A 19,222-nucleotide genomic window follows, 5' to 3' on the forward strand; every position below is an offset into this window, starting at 1 on the left:
AATCCCACCCCCCATGCAAAAACAAGAATGGAAGGATTTTTGATTACAGCAGCCTCAATACTTAAGGTTGACATTCAGGTTGTTCTTTATGCTCTTCACAATGAGGACTATTCAAACGCCTCTCTACACTTCGCTGAGGAATAACTGCATCAGGCTGACAAATTGGAAGATTTTTATATTTCTCACACCACTTCATTCTTCCCAATTTATCTTGGAAACCTGCTTGGATCATACATGCATTCACAGACTCCTCAGCATTGAATTTCTCATCAGTACTTGTTTCTGTATCAAGACGACCATCAAGATGCTGTATTCCACATTCTAACAGAGCTTTTTTGATCTCAAGCTGATCAGCACCGGATTTTTCCCATGCATCTACAGCTGTTCGAGAAGGCTGCTCAGGGTAGCATCCAGCCATAACAAATAAGGTTATCCCGCTTAATAATTTTAAAATCTGCTTCATTTTCCTATCCTTGAGTAATTTTGATATTACGAAACAATCTATAAATTATTTTACATACTGTTTTTTATTTCCAAAACAATGATGAACATTATCAACCTATATTATTTTATCTTTCCGAAGATTATGCCATAATTATTATATCAAAAATACGGTAAAATTATTACTAAAATCATCTATCTATCAACGATATGCTTATAATTATTATCAATATTTTGATTACAACCAAAATAGATATTTTATATTATTGCGCCAACAGTTGTGGTACCCATAAATAAATAGCATTGACATGCTGAATTAAGCCCCCCCCGCGTACGGGTATGAGAAACATGAAGGTAGGGATTGTGATCGTCACAAACAGCAAGACTTAAGGTTTGCATTCAGGTGCATTTTTATATTTTTTACAAAAAGGGCTGTTCAAGCGCTTCTTGACACTGCGCCTCGGGATGACAGCGCCTGAACGACAAATCGGCAAGTTTTCGGCTCTAAAAGTATAACATGGCCCACCCGCTCTTGCTACCTCTTCATCTTTATAGCGGAAACCTGATTGAAGCATGCAAGCATAAATTGTTGCTTTTGCATTGATGCTCTGCTTTCTATTTTCTGGATCGACATCATAAGGAGTTGGCATACCACATTCTAACAAGCCTTTTCCTATCTCTGTAAAATCAGTAACACCATTTTTCTCCCACGTAGCCACCTCTCCTAGAGGAGGTTTATTAAACTGGCACCCAGCTATACCCAATAGAATTATCGCACTTAATAATTTTAAGGTTTGTTTCATTTTTTCCTCCATGATTTAATTCAAGGCTTTTGTTCTAAATGAGATGTGCCATAAAACTTTTGGCATTTCGGACCCGCATCTCCAAGACAGGTATGGGAGCTTATGGGATTCATGATCACTCTCCACCATTCTGTCCACCAGTTACTATCAGCAGGTGCTGTCTCGTAAGTATAGTCATTGCCGCCAATAATTCTGCTTACAAAGTCAAATCTATGCCCATCAAAAACCTGTTTCATGCGTCTGTGAATGGCTGCTATGATGGTCTGTCATGCCAACAATCGTCATACTTTCCCCCATTACATTGATATCTTGACCAGAAATCAGATGAGAAGCAATAATCGTAGCATCTCATTGTACATCCATATCAACATTGCCTGTTGCCTCAAGGATAGAGAGAATTGTTGTTGTGTGTGTTCAGAGCTATCGGACGATTTCTCATGCAAAAAGCCACTTGATGACGACTGTTTTTGCTGATCGTAGTGTTCTTGAGCACCTTTTATGGTAATATTGAATAATTTTGCACCGAAATACAGTTGCGGAGTGCATTTTGTCCGCCTCCACTTGTGATAAAAATTACTCTTGTATCAATATTAAAAAAATAAGTTTGATCCTTCCTCTTGTGAAAGCAATAAGAATCGTAAAACTGTCACACGTTCATTGTTCTCTTTAATTTACTCTTCTATGAGATTTTATTGTAATACCTTGCTGCTGTTTATTAAAGTTTTTGTAAAAACAATGATACAATGCCTCATGTAACTTTGTTATCCACTATTTTCTACCAACGCCAATCCTCTTTGAGAAAAAATACATAAAGAACTTTATCTTCGTTTCTAAAAGCAATAGTAATTTTCTAAACAACAAAATTTAAGCAACCAATTTTTTAAAGAGCTTAAAAAACAATTCTTACAATAACTTCTCTTGTAAAACAGAACTTCATTAATACGTTTAGAAAAAGATATCTGCCTATAATCTTGTATCTGGTAAAATCTATTTGCGCTGTTAGGCATTTTAACCTGAAAGACTTATATTGATGGCACAGCTCACCATCAAAAAACGTCTAATATTTATATGATTTGGTCGTTACCGTAAGCAATGGCTCACAAAAACTTCCAAAGCAAAATAATAACGAGCAGATTTTTTCAATCTAGATTGTTCTAACCTTTAGAGAAAACAATCAAACACCTGTTCTCCTGATGACATCAGCTATTTGTTTTGAGTTTTTTCTCTATTCACATTTTATTCAGCTTCTTTTGCTTAAAATTATAAAGTTTAAGTGCATAGAAACAAATAACAAGCCAAGCAATCCAAATAACACCTATAATTAAAACTGGTCGTGTCTCATCAAAATACCATAGGAGAATAAAAATAAAAACCATAAATAAAATAGAAAAAATCGATCCTATTGGCCAAAATGGAATGGGAAATTTTAAACCATTCTGAGCTTCTTTAGGCATCTTAATTCGCATAAAAAATTGTGACAGTAGAATCATCATCCAAACAAAAACTGTCGCAAATGTTGCCATTGCGGCAATAAGAAAAAAAAGCTTTTCATGATAAAAATAATTAAGGACAGCACCAAGAAGAAAGATACCGAAGATCATCAAAATAACAAAAACTGGTATACCATTTTTTGATAAATATTGAAACTTTTTTAAAGCATAACCTTCCTGCGATAAACCATGGATCATACGACAAGCACCATACATTCCACTATTCATTGCTGAAATAGCCGCTGTAACAACAACAATATTTAAAATATTTGCTGCATACGAAATCCCAAGATTTTCAAAAATGGATACAAAAGGGCTATCCATAAGACCAATCTCATTCCAAGGATAAAGAGACATTAAAATAGCTAACGTCATGACATAAAAAAGCAAAATACGAACTGGAGTAGAATTAATTGCCTTTGAAATCGTTTGATGAGGGTTTTGAACTTCCATAACTGCCATGCCAATGATTTCTATGCCACCAAAAGCAAAAACAACAACACTAAAGCAAGCTAAAAAACCAAACCAACCATTGGGAAAAAGTCCACCATTTTTCCATAAATTATGAACAGTAACAGTAGAAAAATCTGCACCTTCACCCCACCCCCAAAAAATAATTGCTATTCCTAAAATAATCATCGCAATGATAGCGATAACTTTAATAGAAGATAGCCAAAACTCTAGTTCACCATAGACTTCTACAGCCGCTAAATTAATACCTGTGATGATTAATGTAATACTCAGTGCCCATACCCAAGGAGCAACATCAGGATACCAAAACCCCATATAAGTCGCAAAAGCTGTAATATCAGCCAAACCAACAAGAATCATCTCAAATACATATGTCCATCCCGTTAAAAAACCTGCTAATGGTGATATGTAATTTGCCGCATAACGAGCAAAAGAACCAGGCAATGGATTATGAAGTATCATCTCTCCTAGAGCCCGCATAACCATAAAAATAGCTAAACCAGCAATACAATAGGCAATCAAAACACTGGGACCCGCAAGCTTAATTGCCTGTGCAGACCCATAAAAAAGACCTGTTCCAATAGCAGAACCAAGAGCTAAAAAAATAACTTGGCGCTTACTCATACCCCGTTTCAGTTCATTTATTGCCATTTCTTTCCTTACTTTTTGAAATGCTGACAATCCACACCACGATAACAGCCCTATGATAAATAAAGCCTCATGTTTCTTTCACAAATATATTTCAAAAAACATCGAAGACCAGCCAGTCCAACACTTTGCTCTAAACAATGAAAAAATACTTTTATTGCGAATTATTCAGCTTTTATAGCCTACAATTTCGTATTATTTTATTCAAATAAAGTGATAATGAATTTTTTCACAATTGTCATTTAATTCATTTCGTATTCTATAGTTTTTTACAGAGAAAATTAACCTTAATGTAAGCTAAACTTTTAGGCTTCTATTTCGGTGCACTGAAATAGAAGCCTAAAAATTCATAACAAACACATTAACTACGCATAAAATTAATTTTTTGTTACTTTAAGCAAACTTTCTTTAAGCCCATAAAACAAACTTTTTATGCCAATTGAATAGCTCAATCAATGATAATACGAATCTCGCAATTCTTCAAAAGCATGAGAAAATTTATCTACAACCCATCTTTTAAGGACTCCAGCTGCCTTAACGACAAGCTTTCCAATGAAAAAAAAATATACGATAAAAAGAGCATCTTTGATTGTTGGTCCGATGATAGCGTTCTCATTACCTCTGGGAATTTGCCCTGAGATAGCAATAAAATCTTTGTTTTTCGCTGAAATAAGAGGCTCTTTCTCTTGAGCCACTATCATAATGAAAACTTCCTCTGGAAAGCTAGCTCTCCTAAAATTTGCATGAATCTCAAGAATTTGAGAGAAAAAAAGAACTGTTATTGAAACACATAATTTAGCACTTTTAAACATTCTTTTCTCCTTTTTTATTTTAAATATCAAAAATGAACTATAAAATTCATAAAGTATTAAAAAATAAGAAGAATATAAAATAAAAATTTTATTTTTACTTGATACAATACATATATCATAATTTATATTTATAAAAATACAATATCACGAATATATAATTCGTATATATTATTTAACTTATATTAAAATTTCTGATATAAATCAGAAAATATAGGTGCTTTAATTTTATAGTTTCTATAAAATAACAAAATATCTAGTTAACTACAAAAATCAGATATATACAGTAATAAATATATAATTTATTAAATAATTCAAATATAGTATTGCTCCTCTATATTTTCATATGAGGAAGTTTCAAAATTCAATATCCCCCCTTCAGCATTGACCTTAAAACAAATACTATTGAAAACTTAATGAAGGAAAAATTGTTTCTGGTAAAACAGATAATAAGTGCCCTTCACGCACAAGTATATGTGCTTGATGAAGATCTGGAGCCAGATAGCGATCTTCCTTAAGAGAAGCAACATTTTTTCGTAAACATTCCATAACAGATTGCAAAAAAGTACTTGTTTTTAAAGGTGCACGATATTCAATTCCTTGTGCCGCAACAAGCGTTTCAATGCCAATAAGTGTAAAAAGGTTTTCACTCATGACCAATAACCGACGCGCTCCATGGCAAGCCATTGAAACATGATCTTCTTGATTAGCTGAAGTAGGTGTTGAATCAACGGAAGCAGGATAGGCCATTTGCTTATTTTCAGACATTAAAGCTGCTGCTGTTACTTCAGCGATCATAAAACCTGAATGAAGACCTGGATTATGCGCTAAAAAAGCTGGAAGTCCATAAGAAACAGCTGGATCAACCATAAGAGCAATACGCCGCTGAGAAATAGATCCTATTTCACATAAAGCAAGAGCGATCTGATCAGCAGCAAATGCTACAGGTTCTGCATGGAAATTCCCACCTGATACAACTTCACCATTCCTTAAAATCAAAGGATTATCTGTAACAGCATTTGCTTCAATAATCAGTGTTTTTGCTGCTGCCAGCAAAATATCAAAACATGCCCCCATCACCTGTGGCTGGCAACGTATACAGTAAGGATCTTGTACACGCTCATCACCCCGTAGATGTGCTGCACGAATTTCTGAATTCTCTACAAGTTTTTCTAATGTTTTCGATACGGCAATCTGCCCATAATGTCCTCGTAAAATATGGATATCAGGATGAAATGGCGCCGTTGACCCCATGAGGGCATCTGTTGTCAAAGCTCCTGCCAGCAATCCACCACACAATGCCCGATAACCTCGAAAAAGACCGGCAAGTGCAAGGGCTGTTGAGGTTTGAGTCCCATTAATAAGAGCGAGACCTTCCTTTGCCTTTAAAATAATAGGGGACAATCCCGCTTTTTCTAACGCAGCTGCTCCACTCATACGAATATTTTTAAAAAATGCTTCTCCCTCTCCCATCATAACAGCCGCCATGTGAGCAAGTGGGGCGAGATCACCGGAAGCGCCAACAGACCCTTTTTCAGGGATGACAGGAATGACGCCTTTTGCAAGCATATTTTCCAGCAAATTTACCAATTCTAGACGAACTCCTGAAGCCCCTCTTCCTAAAGAGATAAGCTTTAAGCTCATTATCAAACGCACAATATTTTCAGCTAAAGGCTCTCCTACCCCACAACAATGGGACAAAATAAGGTTTCTCTGTAAAACAGCGACATCGTCCGCATCAATTTTAATGGAAGCCAACTTCCCAAAACCAGTATTAATACCGTACACAGGCTCACTTCCAGCAGCAATTTCAGCAATGCGCTGAGCCCCTTTCTCGATAGCTAAATGCGTGTCATTATGAAGTTTACTTACTTCACCATTAAAATAAATAGCTGCAAGCTCACTAAGCGTCACCTCGCTCGGTTTCAGTATAATAGTCATAATTTACTTTCTTTTTTTTATCAAAGTATAACGTTTAGCATTATTGATCCTTCTATAAAACAAAAAAAACTATAACGACTCTTTAAAGCGAGAATGCTTTCTTAAAGGTATTCCTTACAATGGAGTTATTATCCAAAAGTAGAATAGTTGACGATAAATGAAAATGAAAATGAAATATTGACAAACACAACCAAGGTCATGGATTTTAAAAATAGATAACGCATTAATTTATAATTATAATCTAGCATGATTCATATTAAATGAGAGAGCGGAATATCTTTAGACTCTCTCATTCCAAATCTGTGTATGTTGAATCAATCAAAACCATTCGCTTGCACGTCATAAGCGAAATTGGCGTATGGATAAACTGTACAAAAAAGGACTACTCCTCTTATGAGCCGTGTCAAGAGCTGTCACAACATTGGGAAATGACAAAGTGTGTGATGGTGCAGGCTTATTCTTTTATGAAGCGTAAAGATGGAGAACTCAATGGATTTATCATCAAGCTATTCCTACTAAACTTATAAAAATCTTAAATAGATAGCTGTCACAATCTATCATGATTGCAAAAATTAAACTCTATAGAAAATTAAAAAACTTATTCAACACATCACAACAGAGAAGAAATTGAGCTTATTTGCCACTTCTAAAATTGTATTTAAAGCGCCAGATTAAATCTTGAAAAACACATCTTCAATAAAACCACATAAGAATCGGCCTAACCCGTTATTTAAAATAGAAAATAAAAGAAGTTTTCTTATATCAAAAAAAAATAATTAATATATTGTTTTATATTATATCTTTTAAACAGAGAAATGCTTCATATAGCATATTTATATTTTACTTTTTTGTTATACTGAATCTAAATTTAGAGATAATTTCAAAATGAGTTGTTTTTTTAAGGTTCTTCCAAGCCATTACCTTTTTTACTACAAATTTCTGATTATGATAATTTTTTGTACTTTTTCAGTTATTTTTGTCAAAATTTATTAAAAACACTCTCATTTAATAATAAAAAGCAATCATAAAAACAAAGAATTATCAAACATTTCTATTCAATCTACCTCTTTCCATTTTATAAAATAATCTGTTGTTAAACTGCAGTAAAGAAAGCGCTTCGATGCTATAATGCAGAGCATAAGTTTTCTATTTAAACTCTCTCATATTAAATGAACAATGAAAATCAGCGGTAATAAGATGTCAATGTGAATGCTGAAGAAGAAAAAACCTTTCTCTCTCAAAGTCTGACTTAATAAGGCGTTAATTTTCTGAATACCGCCCACTCTGATGTGTTAAAAGAGCAAAAGCAATCATCGATATCGGATTATCCTGCATACATATAGAGCTCACTTTGATACAAAAGCTCCAAATTGCCTTGCACTTCATATTTCTTTATCAATGCGACCAATTGCCGCAAATATTCTTCCCCATAGCAAGCAATAGCGCGTTGCACTTGCGTTGAAGAGCGGCTCATTCCAATAAAAGCTTCAGATGGGATCATCATCGTCCAATTGTGCGTATGAAAAGAAATCTTTTCTGGATCTACCCCAAAGCCATCACTCATTTCCTGTAAAAAATCAAAATTACGATAATAACGGGAATAATTTGGACTCATCTTCTCTAACAATGTCTCATAAGCCTCTAGAAATTCGCTATGCTTGAAATCACGATTATTTTGAATAACCGCCATGACACCATTGACCCGAAGTTGATCTGAAATAACGCAAAGCAATTTAGGGCGATCCATCCATTGAAATGCCTGCGCTGCAACGATAAGATCTACCTTGCCTATTTGAGGCAATAGATCTTCGGCTCGGCCCTGATACCACCGCACGTTCGGAAATTTTCTTCGTCCCTGCTTAATCATATCTTCCGATACATCAATAGCATGATATTGATGCTCGTTGCCTAAAAATTTAACAATCCCCTCTAATGCGATGCCTGTCCCAGCGCCTATATCCACGATGGACAAATTCTTTTTGTTCTTAAAAGGAAAGAGCATGGTTTTAAATAAAGTAAGGGGATAGCGAGGACGATAACGATCATAATCATTAGCCAATCCATCAAACTTTTCACTTTGCCGCTGAACACTTTCTATCATAGGACTTTGTCTCTCCTTACAGTTGCTGATATACATAATTAAAAGTCTTTTTATCCAATACGTTAAGCATAACTTCTAAAGGAAGAAAATAGGAACTGCCCTTACCTTCTATTTTTCTATAAAATTGATCCTTACATTTTTCTCTTTTCCAGTTATTATCTGCACATTTTGAAACCCAAAACTCCTACGAAAATAATATAATTTTCTGTAATAATAATTAATATTAATATTATTGATCTTTTATAAGATGACATCTATATTACTATTATTATTTTAATATCAACAAGTCACTTAAGCGTACCTAAAACGCAGAGAGATATCAATTTATTGATAAATACGCCTGTTTATAAAGTTCAAAATACTTTCCACCAAGAAAATAAACCCTATATAATACATAAAATATCTGTGGAGACATCTTTATGTTAAATGTACAAACTTCTTCAATGTTTAAAATATTAAAAAAATTTCCAATCGTGATTCTTTTGGCATGGTTAGTGCCATTTTTAAGTGGGTGCGGATTTAATACGATACCAACAAATGAAGAAAAAGCACATGCAGCATGGAGTGAAGTGCTCAATCAATATCAACGTCGTATAGATCTCATCCCCAATCTTGTAGAAACAGTTAAAGCTTACGCAGCTCATGAACAAAGTGTTTTCACAAATGTAATTGAAGCACGTGCTAAAGCAACACAAGTCAACATTAATGCAGATATGTTGAATAATCCAGAAATTATGCAGCAATATCTCAAAAATCAAGCAAATTTATCAAGTGCACTTTCGCGACTTATGGCTGTTGTTGAAAACTATCCGGATCTTAAAGCAAACCAAAACTTTCTTGCTCTTCAATCACAATTAGAAGGAACAGAAAACCGTATTTCCGTTGCGCGCCGCGATTATATTGAAACAGTACGTGCCTACAATACTGCACTCAAAACAATGCCGACGATGATTTGGGCAAAGTTATGGTTTCGCGATGCTAAACCCATGCCAACTTTTACCATCGATACAGATAGCCAACAAACACCAAAGGTTAATTTTAATTAATGAAATCATTTCGATACTCTTTGCAACGTATTGTATTTCCAAAATTATGGGCTTTTATCTGCTCTCTGTATTTAGTTGCTGCATTGGGAAGTATCGCTTGTTCGCAAATAAAATTTCCTCATTTAACAGGTTATGTTAATGATGTGGCTCATTTGCTCGATAATGCAACCAAGGAAGACTTAACAAAAAAACTGGCAGCACTCGAAGAGAAAACGGGAGATCAAATTGTTCTTGTAACACTCCCTACTCTTTCGGGCAACGATATAGAAACGTACAGCAATTCTCTTTTTCGTACATGGGGATTAGGCCAAAAGAAGATCAATAATGGTGTATTACTGGTCATTGCACCGAATGAACGCACAGCACGTATCGAAGTTGGATATGGTTTGGAAGGAGAGCTAACAGATGCTCTTTCCTCTGTCATTATTAATAGCTTCATGATTCCTAATTTTCGCGAAGGAAATTATCAAAAAGGAATTGCTGAAGCAGTTGATGCAATTATCAAAGTTATTACAGAAAGTGATTCTGATTTTACTTTTCGCATCAAAGAAAAAGCTAAAATCGTTGAAGAACAACGTAAACAAGCTGAAAAAGAAGAAATGGTAATCAATGCAATTATGTTTTTAGCCTTTTTTATAATGTTTGGTCTTCCTATTCTTGCAATGATTTTTGGTAAAAAAGTGGGGCCACAAAAGTATCTCTGGCTGGGGATCATCTTCACACCTTGGTTTCTTAACTTAAGTGCCGGTGGCAGATATCCTGGTGGAAGGTTCGGAGGTCCTCGAGGTGGAGGGGGATTTAGGGGTGGTGGTGGATCATCAGGTGGTGGCGGTGCAACAGGAAGATGGTAAAAGGAACGTGGATTTTTAAGCGTAGCAAATCTTCTTAAGATAAAATTTTATGAACGTATTCTCTTTTATTCAACAATTCTATACCTTACTCTGTAATCACTTTTATTGATTACAATACAAACTCAAACATCAAGATAAATATTACCCATGACATGTGAATTGAAACATACAGATCGTAATCACTTATCACATCATTTTAATGCAATTCTAGAAAATCCACCCGTCGAATGGAAAATAAGCGATCATCTGATTGAGTATCCTGAAGCTCTGCGTTATATGCAAGAACGTGTAGAAAAAATTCTTGCAAAAACCGCGCATGAACAAGTTTGGCTTCTTGAACACCCTTCCCTTTATACAGCGGGAACGAGTGCAAATAAAAAAGATCTTTTGGCACCTAATTTATTCCCTGTTTATGAAGCAGGACGTGGAGGTGAATTTACATATCACGGTCCAGGACAGCGTATTGCTTATATCATGCTTGATCTTAAACGCCGAAAACAAGACATTCGTGCTTTCATTAGTGCATTAGAAGAATGGATCATACAGATGCTTGCAAATTTTAATATTAAAGGCGAACGACGAGAAGATCGCGTTGGTGTCTGGATTAAACAGCCTCATTGCCCATCAAAACAAAATGATCTTTCTTCTGAAAATAAAATTGCAGCTATTGGCATTCGAGTGCGCAAATGGATAAGTTTTCATGGAGTTTCTATCAATGTTAATCCTAATTTAGCCCATTATTCAGGAATTGTTCCTTGTGGAATTACAAACCACGGTGTAACAAGCTTTCTTGATCTAGGGTACTCTGTAGCAATGCATGATATTGATATTGCTCTCAAACACGCTTTTGAAAAAATTTTTGGTCCAACAATCGATGTTTCCTAAGTGCATTGATTTTTAAATAAAAAACAGGCATAAAATTTATTTTAATGAAATATTTTATGAGGTGGATAGTTAAACGCTATGAGCGATAACAAAAAGGATCTTTTTAGTGTTTTAAATAAAGCCCAATCTCGGGTAAATACAAAAGAAAACACTCTGCAGTCTCCAATGAAATCAAACGCGATGATTTCAAGAAAAAGTGCAAAAGATACGCAAGAAGATGACTATAATGCTCTCTCTATTCGAGTTCTTGAGGGGTTAGAGCCCGTACGTTTACGCCCTGGAATGTATATTGGTGGAACAGACAGTAAAGCGCTTCATCATTTATTTGCCGAAATTATTGATAACGCGATGGATGAAGCTGTTGCGGGTTATGCAGATTCTATTGAGGTCTCATTAGATAGGAACGGTTATATAACCGTTACAGATAATGGACGCGGTATTCCTGTTGAAAATCATCCTCAAATGCCTGAGAAATCGACTCTTGAAGTTATTATGACACAACTCCACTCAGGGGGAAAATTTGATGGAAAGGCTTATCAAACTGCAGGTGGACTTCATGGAGTAGGAATTTCTGTCGTCAATGCTCTTTCTGATGATATGGAAGTTGAAGTTGCACGAGAACGAAAACTTTACCGCCAACGTTTCTCACGCGGTATTCCTCAATCTGGATTGGAAGATCTGGGAGATGTTTATAATCGTCGTGGTACGCGCGTTCGTTTTCATCCTGATCATGAAATTTTTGGTGAAAAAGCAGCTTTTGATCCAGAAAAAATCTATAAGATGACATGCTCCAAAGCCTATCTTTTTGGTGGCGTAAAAATTCGCTGGTCTTGTGATCCCGTCATACTTGAAGGCGCAAAAAATATTCCTGAAAAAGCTGTTTTTCATTTTCCCGATGGGCTTAAAGACTATTTACTTTCGTCACTAAAAGATGAATATCGAGTAACGTCAGAAATTTTTTCTGGCAAAACACAACACAATAATGGCCATGGCTCCGTTGAGTGGGCTATCGCTTGGCATGGTGGTGATTCTTGTGTGCAATCTTACTGCAATACGATTCCTACAGGAGAAGGCGGAACACATGAAATAGGATTACGTCAAGCTCTTTTGCGTGGATTGAAATCCTACGCTGAGTTAATAGGAAACAAGCGCGCAACGATTATTACGTCTGACGATATTATGATTTCAACAGCCGCAATACTTTCAGTCTTTATCAGTAACCCTGAATTTGTTGGACAAACAAAAGATCGATTAGCAACCATTGAAGCACAGCGTATCGTTGAGAATGCAATCCGGGATCCTTTTGATCATTGGTTAGCAAATTCCCCACAAGAAGCAACAAAACTTCTCGATTGGGTTATCGAACGTGCTGAAGAACGTGTTAGACGACGCCAAGATAGAGAAATAAGTCGAAAAACTGCTGTCCGTAAATTACGTCTGCCCGGTAAACTTGCAGATTGTAGCCAGAACCATGCTTTGGGTGCTGAACTATTCATTGTTGAAGGGGATTCTGCAGGAGGATCTGCTAAACAAGCAAGAAATAGAGCAAACCAAGCAATTTTACCTCTTCGTGGTAAAATCTTAAATGTCGCCAGTGCTGCACATGAAAAAATGAACTCAAGCCAAACAATTAGCGATCTTATCCTTGCTCTTGGATGTGGAACACGCTCCAAGTATCGTGAAAAAGATCTCAGATATGAACGTATTATCATCATGACAGATGCTGATGTTGATGGTGCTCATATTGCGTCACTGCTCATTACCTTCTTCTTTCAGGAAATGCCTGACCTTATTCATCAGGGACATTTATATCTTGCCGTCCCTCCCCTTTATAGAATATCGCAAGGAGGAAAAGTTGCTTATGCTCGTGACGACATTCATAAGGATGAATTGCTCAAAACTGAATTTACTGGAAAAGCTAAAATCGAAATCGGGCGTTTTAAAGGGCTGGGTGAAATGCGCGCAGAACAACTTAAAGAAACGACTATGCATCCTCAAAAACGTACATTGCTTCGTGTTTCTATTGATGCCGTGGAAATGCAAGAAACGAAAAAGACTGTAGAAAGTCTCATGGGAACAAAACCAGAAGCACGATTTCGTTTCATACAAGAAAACTCTACTTTTGCTTCTAATCTAGACATCTAATATAAAAAATATCCCTTTCAAACCACTGCAGCTGCGTCAATCACGCGCAGTTGCGGATTGATCGTTCCATTCCAATAATTCAAACTAAGATGACCAGCTAAATGAATCATTTCACCAATATTTTCAAAAAGAAAATCACCAAGTGATGTCCCTACAGCACGAAAAGCTATTCCTTGTAGTTTTTTTCCTTCAACATTAGATACAATGAGGCGAAGATGTCCTTTACCAACTTCAGATAGATTCACCAGTCGATGAGAGGGAAGAACAAAAACAGGTGTTGCATTCCCTGCCCCAAATGGCCCTGCTTTTTCAAGCAATTCAAACAGCGCTTCATTAACACCAGAAGCAGAAAGAGAACCATCTATACTAAGAGATTTTTTTGCACGCAACTGTGAAACCATTAAAGAAACTTTTTCTTCTAGCCATTTTCGAAAAATTTCAATTTTTGTTGATTGAATTGTAATTCCTGCTGCCATACTATGTCCCCCTCCTTTTTCTAATAAATTTAATGTAACAGCTTCACGAACGATTGCTCCTAAATCTATACCATTAATTGAGCGTCCCGACCCTACGCCATTTCCATCTTCTTTCAAAGCAATAGCAAAAACAGGACAAAAAAAACGCTCTTTGAGGCGGGAAGCAAGAATACCAATAATCCCCGGATGCCATTCTTTATGAGAAATTACAAGTGACAATGGTATTTCTTGACCTTGATAAAGAGAAGCAATATAGGATTCCGCTTGTGCTAATTGAATATTCTCCATTTCTTGTCGTTCTTGATTAAGCCGATCTAATTGTTCTGCTATTCTGTCCGCTTCATCTTTATTCTCACAGCTAAGCAAACGTGCTCCCAAAGCTTGATCACCAATGCGCCCTCCTGCATTAATTCTAGGACCTAATAAAAAACCTAAATGAAAACTATTAAGCGGCTCCCCTATTCGTGCAACCTTTGTTAAAGCTGTTATTCCTAGATTATGCATAGAACGAGCAACTTGAAGCCCTTTTAACACAAAAGCACGGTTAACCCCCTGTAATGGAACGACATCACATATGGTTGCCAATGCAACAAGATCAAGCATACTTAAAAGATCAGGCAGCGGTCCTTGGAATTGTTTTTTCCGCAGCAAATGATGAACCCAAGCTAACGTAACAAAAACAACGCCAGCTGCACATAAATGCCCCTGTTTAGAAAAATCATCAGGACGATTAGGATTGACAAGAGCAACAGCTTCTTGATGAATCTCTGACATTTGATGATGATCTAAAATCACAACATCAGCACCAGCAAGCCTCGCTGCTTTTACGGCATCAGGACTGTTTGCGCCACAATCAACAGTGATAATTAACCGAGCGCCTTCTTGCACAAGCATCCTCATTGCTTGTTCATTCGGACCATAGCCTTCAACAATACGATCAGGAATATAAATTTTGACTTCAATACCAAAATAACGAAAAAAACGCGCTATGAGTGCCGATGAACAAGCACCATCAACATCATAATCACCAAAAACAGCAACCTGTTCTTGATTGAAAAGAGCCTTAACAATACGCTCTGCAGCGCATTGCATATCCCTAAAACTTTCTGGATCAGGCATAAGCGTACGTAATGTTGGATTAATAAAAGCAACAGCCTCAGCTTCATCCACATCTCTTGCTGAAAGTACTCGAGCTAACTGATCTGGAAAGCCAAATTTTTGAGAAATAGCGCGCGCGTTATTTATCCCTTGAACATCAAGGGCATCTAACCAAGCTTGACCACAAGCAGAAGATTCAACATTGAGAAAATAACGAGACCACTGCATTATTTCTTATTTTATAATGAAGAACGATAAAATACAATCATGCGTTAAAGATAAAATAGTCTTTTGCAACATTCATTTTAAGTTTAAATGGTCTACAAACTTCTTTTAATGGGGTATTATAATACCTTTCTTGTAACATATTGTTTTATAAAGTTTTTATTTTCTCTTGACGTCAATCAAAAGACATTATATCAGAGCAAGTAGTATGCGTTAAATATTTCGCTATGGTAACAATTTTCAACGCAAAACAGTAAAAATTCCCTTATATTAAAAGGGTTCGAATAAAGGATACTTCTATGGCAACTTTTTCACAAAAGCCAACTGAAGTGGTGAAAAAATGGGTTATTATTGACGCAGAAAACCTTGTTTTAGGTCGTCTTGCCACATTTGTTGCTAACCGCTTACGTGGCAAACATAAAGCTACATTTACTCCACATGTTGATGATGGTGACAACGTTATTGTCATTAATGCAGATAAAATAGCTCTCACTGGCAAAAAATATACGGATAAAAAATATTATTGGCATACCGGCTATATTGGTGGAATCAAACAACGTACAGCACGTCAACTTCTTGAGGGGCGTTTTCCCGAACGCGTTATTGAAAAAGCGGTAGAGCGTATGATTCCTCGTGGACCTCTTGGTCGCCGTCAATTGAAGAATCTACGTGTTTACGCTGGAAGCCAACATCCACATGAAGCACAACAGCCTGAATCTCTTGACGTTGGTGCTTTAAACCGCAAAAACAAAAGGATTGCTTGATTATGGCTGAAATTAATTCTCTTTCTGAGCTTAGCATAGTAACAAGTATTACAGAAACACATGAAAATGTTGTTCCTGTTCACATGCAGAAGCTTGATTCACAAGGACGTGCTTACGCAACAGGAAAGCGTAAAGACGCTGTTGCGCGTGTATGGATTAAACCAGGTTCTGGAAAAATCACGATCAACAATAAGGAATTTGACAAATATTTTGCTCGTCCTGTTCTTAGAATGATTCTTCGTCAACCAATTGTTGCAACAAATAGGGATACCCAATTTGATATTATTGCAACCGTTGCAGGCGGTGGTCTTTCTGGACAAGCCGGCGCAGTACGCCATGGCATTTCCAAAGCTTTAACCTATTACGAACCAGAACTTCGCTCAATCTTGAAAAAAGGTGGGTTTCTTACCCGTGATAGTCGTGTTGTTGAACGTAAAAAATACGGTAAAGCAAAAGCACGTCGTTCTTTCCAATTCTCAAAGCGTTAATTTCAATTTTGCAATGCATAAAGCCTCGGACAAAAACGGGGCTTTTTTAAACTGCTAAAACAGACTTTTAGATGAATGTAGGAACAAATCTATACCGATTAGAAAAAACAAGAATGCAAAACAACCTCTTCTCTTAAGATAAAAGGCAAGAAAAATAGACCGAAAAAATTCAAAACTTCAGTTTCAATTTTTTAAATCTGTTTTACTAACTTGTAATATATCGACGTGCTAAAGCACAAAAATATTTACGCGACGACTTTAGCAATCTTATAAGCTTTTCAATATTTTTTCTATCATTACTTAACAAGCTTTAGTCCAAGAAATGCTTTACCATTGTGATAAAATGAGGGACAGAAATAGGCTTTGACATATATTCTTCACACCCACTGGCACGAATTCGCTCCTCATCGCCTTTCATAGCAAAAGCTGTTACAGCAACAACGGGGATTGATCGAAGTTCTTCATCTTCTTTTAATTGTTTAATAACATCTATTCCAGAGACCTCTGGCAACTGGATATCCACAAGGATAAGAGATGGCATTGATGAACGCGCCAAATCTAATGCCATAAGACCATTACGCGTTTCAACGGTTTCATAACCACTCGCTTCTACAAGATCGCGAAACAACTTCATATTAAGCTCATTATCTTCCACGATCATGACTTTTTTTGACATTCGTATAACTCCACCCTTCTCAGATAAAATAGAGAAATAGAAATGAATCCACATTCTCTTTGCTTAAGATAAAATGATAAAATGAATTGTAAACCACAAAGAGATTAAAAGATTCCAATAAAAGCATTTTTGCAAATATTTGTAAGACGCATCGCTATACTTATTCAGTTCATCAACATAAAACCCACAAATAGTCGTAAGATTGTGTGACCTTGTATTTTTTGAGTTGATATACAAAGTTTATGGATATCTCAATTAATGCATTCGCGTTTTCATCATAAAAAAATATCAACCACAAACTTAGCTCAAACGCGTATTTTGAAGAGGAAAAAATTTAAGTAAATTTAAAAAGCAACTGATTAGCTGAATTTAATGCGCCATATACTGGCATCCACAAAACAATATCTTAATGATATAAAAAGATAAACTTATCAATGTCATTAAGAGTAAAAAATAAATAAACCGTGATTAAATAACACGGTTTATTTAATATAAACATTCAATAACAGCATAATTCAAATTTGATCAATGATAATATCTTTTAATTCAAAGCCCATGAACTATGAGCAAAAGCATCGAATGTTCTTCCACCTGTCTCTCTGTTAGGACTGGGCGGCTTTCTAGTAAAGAAATATACAAAATATGCGATTAAAGCAAAAATCGCTGTCTCCATCCCCATTAAACCCGCGACTTTTTGGACATTTTTCTCACCCCCTTGTCCTCCAAACTGGCTAATAACCATATCAACAGCTTTAATAACTCTATTTTCCTGTGTCATTACAGAAATAAAACCAGCATTTTGAAATCTACCATTTAAAGAATCAGCATTAGCTCTTAAAATCTGTGAAAAGAAAATCGCTACTGCAACAAAACATACTATACAATACTTGAATATTTTCATCATAACCACCTAATTACAATATTTAGTAAAATAAATTTTCTTTACCGCCCCCTCTAAATAGAAAACATTCCGTTATCTATATATAAAGTATATTTATCTTCTGATAATAAAAATATAATACAAAATTCAATTAATAATTTTATTTTAATTGTTATTTTTATATTATATTACACTTACAATATATCCGTTACATGTTTATTTAAGGATTGTCAATTATTTTATTTGTAATTTACATTGAGTAATTTAAAGATAAAAATATATTAAAATAAAGTTATTTTATTGTTTTTATTATAAATTTAGCTTTATTATCATAACTATTATTATGATTTTATAATATAAAAAATATCAATATGTTGTTTTTTTAGTTACATACAATGTTTTTATTTTTTGTATAATATATTAAAATAAATATTTTTATAAAATATTTTTCTTTAGTATAGATTGAGAAAAAATATTTGCCCCAGCTACAATTAGCGTAAGAACCAGCTTAACTCTTTGATTGAAAAAGCTAAATTAGATAAGATAAGGGATAACTTTGGTGAATGCGCTAAATCTAATACCATAAGCTATTACACATTTCAACGTTTTCACAGCCATGCGTTTCTACCAGAACATGGAATAATTTTAATAAAGTTCATTGTCTTCCACAATTATAACTTTCTAACATTAATATAATTCCACGATTTTAAGATAAAATAGAGAAATAAAAATGAGTCCACCTTCTTTCTAACCAAGATAAAATGATTAAAATATAAATCATAAAAAATTTAATAATGTCCAATAAAAGCATTTTTGCACAAACCTTTGTAATGCTAATCGTTATACTTCTTCAGTTTATCAAAATGATAATCTAGAATAGCCATAAAATTATATGATCGTATATTTTTTGAGTTGATACGAAAAATTTATCGATATTCAAATCAGCTCATGCCCCTTTTCATCTTAGAAAAGATATCAATCACG

The 19,222-nt window shown here is 35.3% G+C and carries 16 protein-coding genes and 1 pseudogene; 6 read left to right on the forward strand and 11 right to left on the reverse strand.

All coding sequences use genetic code 11. The features are described 5' to 3' along the window. Positions 1-61: 61 nt before the first annotated feature. The 8 genes and pseudogenes from ACFINW_RS03475 to ACFINW_RS03510 form a co-directional block, all read right to left on the reverse strand. A complete protein-coding gene (locus ACFINW_RS03475) occupies positions 62-463 on the reverse strand; it encodes a hypothetical protein (protein ID WP_375613121.1) in 402 nt (133 codons plus the stop codon). Between the two features lie 364 nt (positions 464-827). Next, positions 828-1,244: a hypothetical protein gene (locus tag ACFINW_RS03480; protein ID WP_375640487.1), complete on the reverse strand. Its 417-nt coding sequence runs from the start codon at positions 1,242-1,244 to the stop codon at positions 828-830. Positions 1,245-1,264: 20 nt separating this feature from the next. Next, positions 1,265-1,480: a hypothetical protein gene (locus ACFINW_RS03485; protein ID WP_375621416.1), complete on the reverse strand. Its 216-nt coding sequence runs from the start codon at positions 1,478-1,480 to the stop codon at positions 1,265-1,267. Beyond that, positions 1,467-1,753 (reverse strand): annotated as a pseudogene (locus ACFINW_RS03490) (hypothetical protein); the annotation flags it as partial. The gene ACFINW_RS03485 and the pseudogene ACFINW_RS03490, both read right to left, overlap by 14 nt. 720 nt (positions 1,754-2,473) lie before the next feature. Then, a complete protein-coding gene (locus ACFINW_RS03495; protein ID WP_375613124.1) occupies positions 2,474-3,856 on the reverse strand; it encodes an amino acid permease in 1,383 nt (460 codons plus the stop codon). A 449-nt stretch (positions 3,857-4,305) separates the two neighbouring features. Beyond that, positions 4,306-4,695: a hypothetical protein gene (locus tag ACFINW_RS03500; RefSeq protein ID WP_375673798.1), complete on the reverse strand. Its 390-nt coding sequence runs from the start codon at positions 4,693-4,695 to the stop codon at positions 4,306-4,308. A gap of 369 nt (positions 4,696-5,064) precedes the next feature. Continuing rightward, on the reverse strand, positions 5,065-6,603 hold the full coding sequence (gene hutH, locus ACFINW_RS03505) for a histidine ammonia-lyase (RefSeq protein WP_375673799.1): 1,539 nt from the start codon (positions 6,601-6,603) through the stop codon (positions 5,065-5,067). A gap of 1,324 nt (positions 6,604-7,927) precedes the next feature. Then, entirely contained in the window at positions 7,928-8,704 is a 777-nt protein-coding gene (locus ACFINW_RS03510) for a class I SAM-dependent methyltransferase (protein ID WP_375621419.1), read from the reverse strand. A gap of 419 nt (positions 8,705-9,123) precedes the next feature. Between ACFINW_RS03510 and ACFINW_RS03515 the strand changes: the two genes are divergently transcribed. The 4 genes from ACFINW_RS03515 to parE all read left to right on the forward strand — a co-directional run bounded on the left by ACFINW_RS03515 (position 9,124) and on the right by parE (position 13,631). Continuing rightward, positions 9,124-9,750 carry a LemA family protein gene (locus ACFINW_RS03515; RefSeq protein ID WP_375621420.1) on the forward strand — a complete coding sequence of 209 codons (627 nt, stop codon included), beginning with the start codon at positions 9,124-9,126 and terminating at the stop codon, positions 9,748-9,750. Further along, entirely contained in the window at positions 9,750-10,601 is an 852-nt protein-coding gene (locus tag ACFINW_RS03520) for a TPM domain-containing protein (RefSeq protein WP_375611497.1), read from the forward strand. The genes ACFINW_RS03515 and ACFINW_RS03520 overlap by 1 nt, the downstream gene beginning before the upstream one ends. Positions 10,602-10,748: 147 nt before the next feature. Further along, positions 10,749-11,486, forward strand: a complete 738-nt coding sequence (gene lipB, locus ACFINW_RS03525) for a lipoyl(octanoyl) transferase LipB (RefSeq protein ID WP_375630117.1) — start codon at positions 10,749-10,751, stop codon at positions 11,484-11,486. A gap of 78 nt (positions 11,487-11,564) precedes the next feature. Continuing rightward, positions 11,565-13,631 carry a DNA topoisomerase IV subunit B gene (gene parE, locus ACFINW_RS03530; protein ID WP_375632404.1) on the forward strand — a complete coding sequence of 689 codons (2,067 nt, stop codon included), beginning with the start codon at positions 11,565-11,567 and terminating at the stop codon, positions 13,629-13,631. A 17-nt stretch (positions 13,632-13,648) separates the two neighbouring features. Here parE and recJ read toward each other — a convergent pair whose 3' ends face one another. After that, positions 13,649-15,433 (reverse strand): single-stranded-DNA-specific exonuclease RecJ, encoded by a 1,785-nt coding sequence (gene recJ, locus ACFINW_RS03535; RefSeq protein ID WP_375640501.1) that lies wholly within the window; start codon positions 15,431-15,433, stop codon positions 13,649-13,651. Between the two features lie 296 nt (positions 15,434-15,729). On the opposite strand from recJ, the gene rplM reads away from it, so the two are divergent. Beyond that, positions 15,730-16,194 (forward strand): 50S ribosomal protein L13, encoded by a 465-nt coding sequence (gene rplM, locus ACFINW_RS03540; protein ID WP_015856544.1) that lies wholly within the window; start codon positions 15,730-15,732, stop codon positions 16,192-16,194. A gap of 2 nt (positions 16,195-16,196) precedes the next feature. Then, entirely contained in the window at positions 16,197-16,682 is a 486-nt protein-coding gene (gene rpsI / locus ACFINW_RS03545; protein ID WP_375630114.1) for a 30S ribosomal protein S9, read from the forward strand. A 310-nt stretch (positions 16,683-16,992) separates the two neighbouring features. On the opposite strand, the gene ACFINW_RS03550 is transcribed toward rpsI, so the two are convergent. Both ACFINW_RS03550 and ACFINW_RS03555 read right to left on the reverse strand, forming a co-directional pair. After that, positions 16,993-17,358 carry a response regulator gene (locus tag ACFINW_RS03550; protein ID WP_273724078.1) on the reverse strand — a complete coding sequence of 122 codons (366 nt, stop codon included), beginning with the start codon at positions 17,356-17,358 and terminating at the stop codon, positions 16,993-16,995. 541 nt (positions 17,359-17,899) lie between these two features. Next, positions 17,900-18,259 carry a hypothetical protein gene (locus tag ACFINW_RS03555; RefSeq protein WP_375630137.1) on the reverse strand — a complete coding sequence of 120 codons (360 nt, stop codon included), beginning with the start codon at positions 18,257-18,259 and terminating at the stop codon, positions 17,900-17,902. Between the last annotated feature and the right edge of the window lie 963 nt (positions 18,260-19,222).

This window comes from Bartonella sp. AA18HLJMS, assembly GCF_042197245.1.
Lineage (GTDB): Bacteria > Pseudomonadota > Alphaproteobacteria > Rhizobiales > Rhizobiaceae > Bartonella.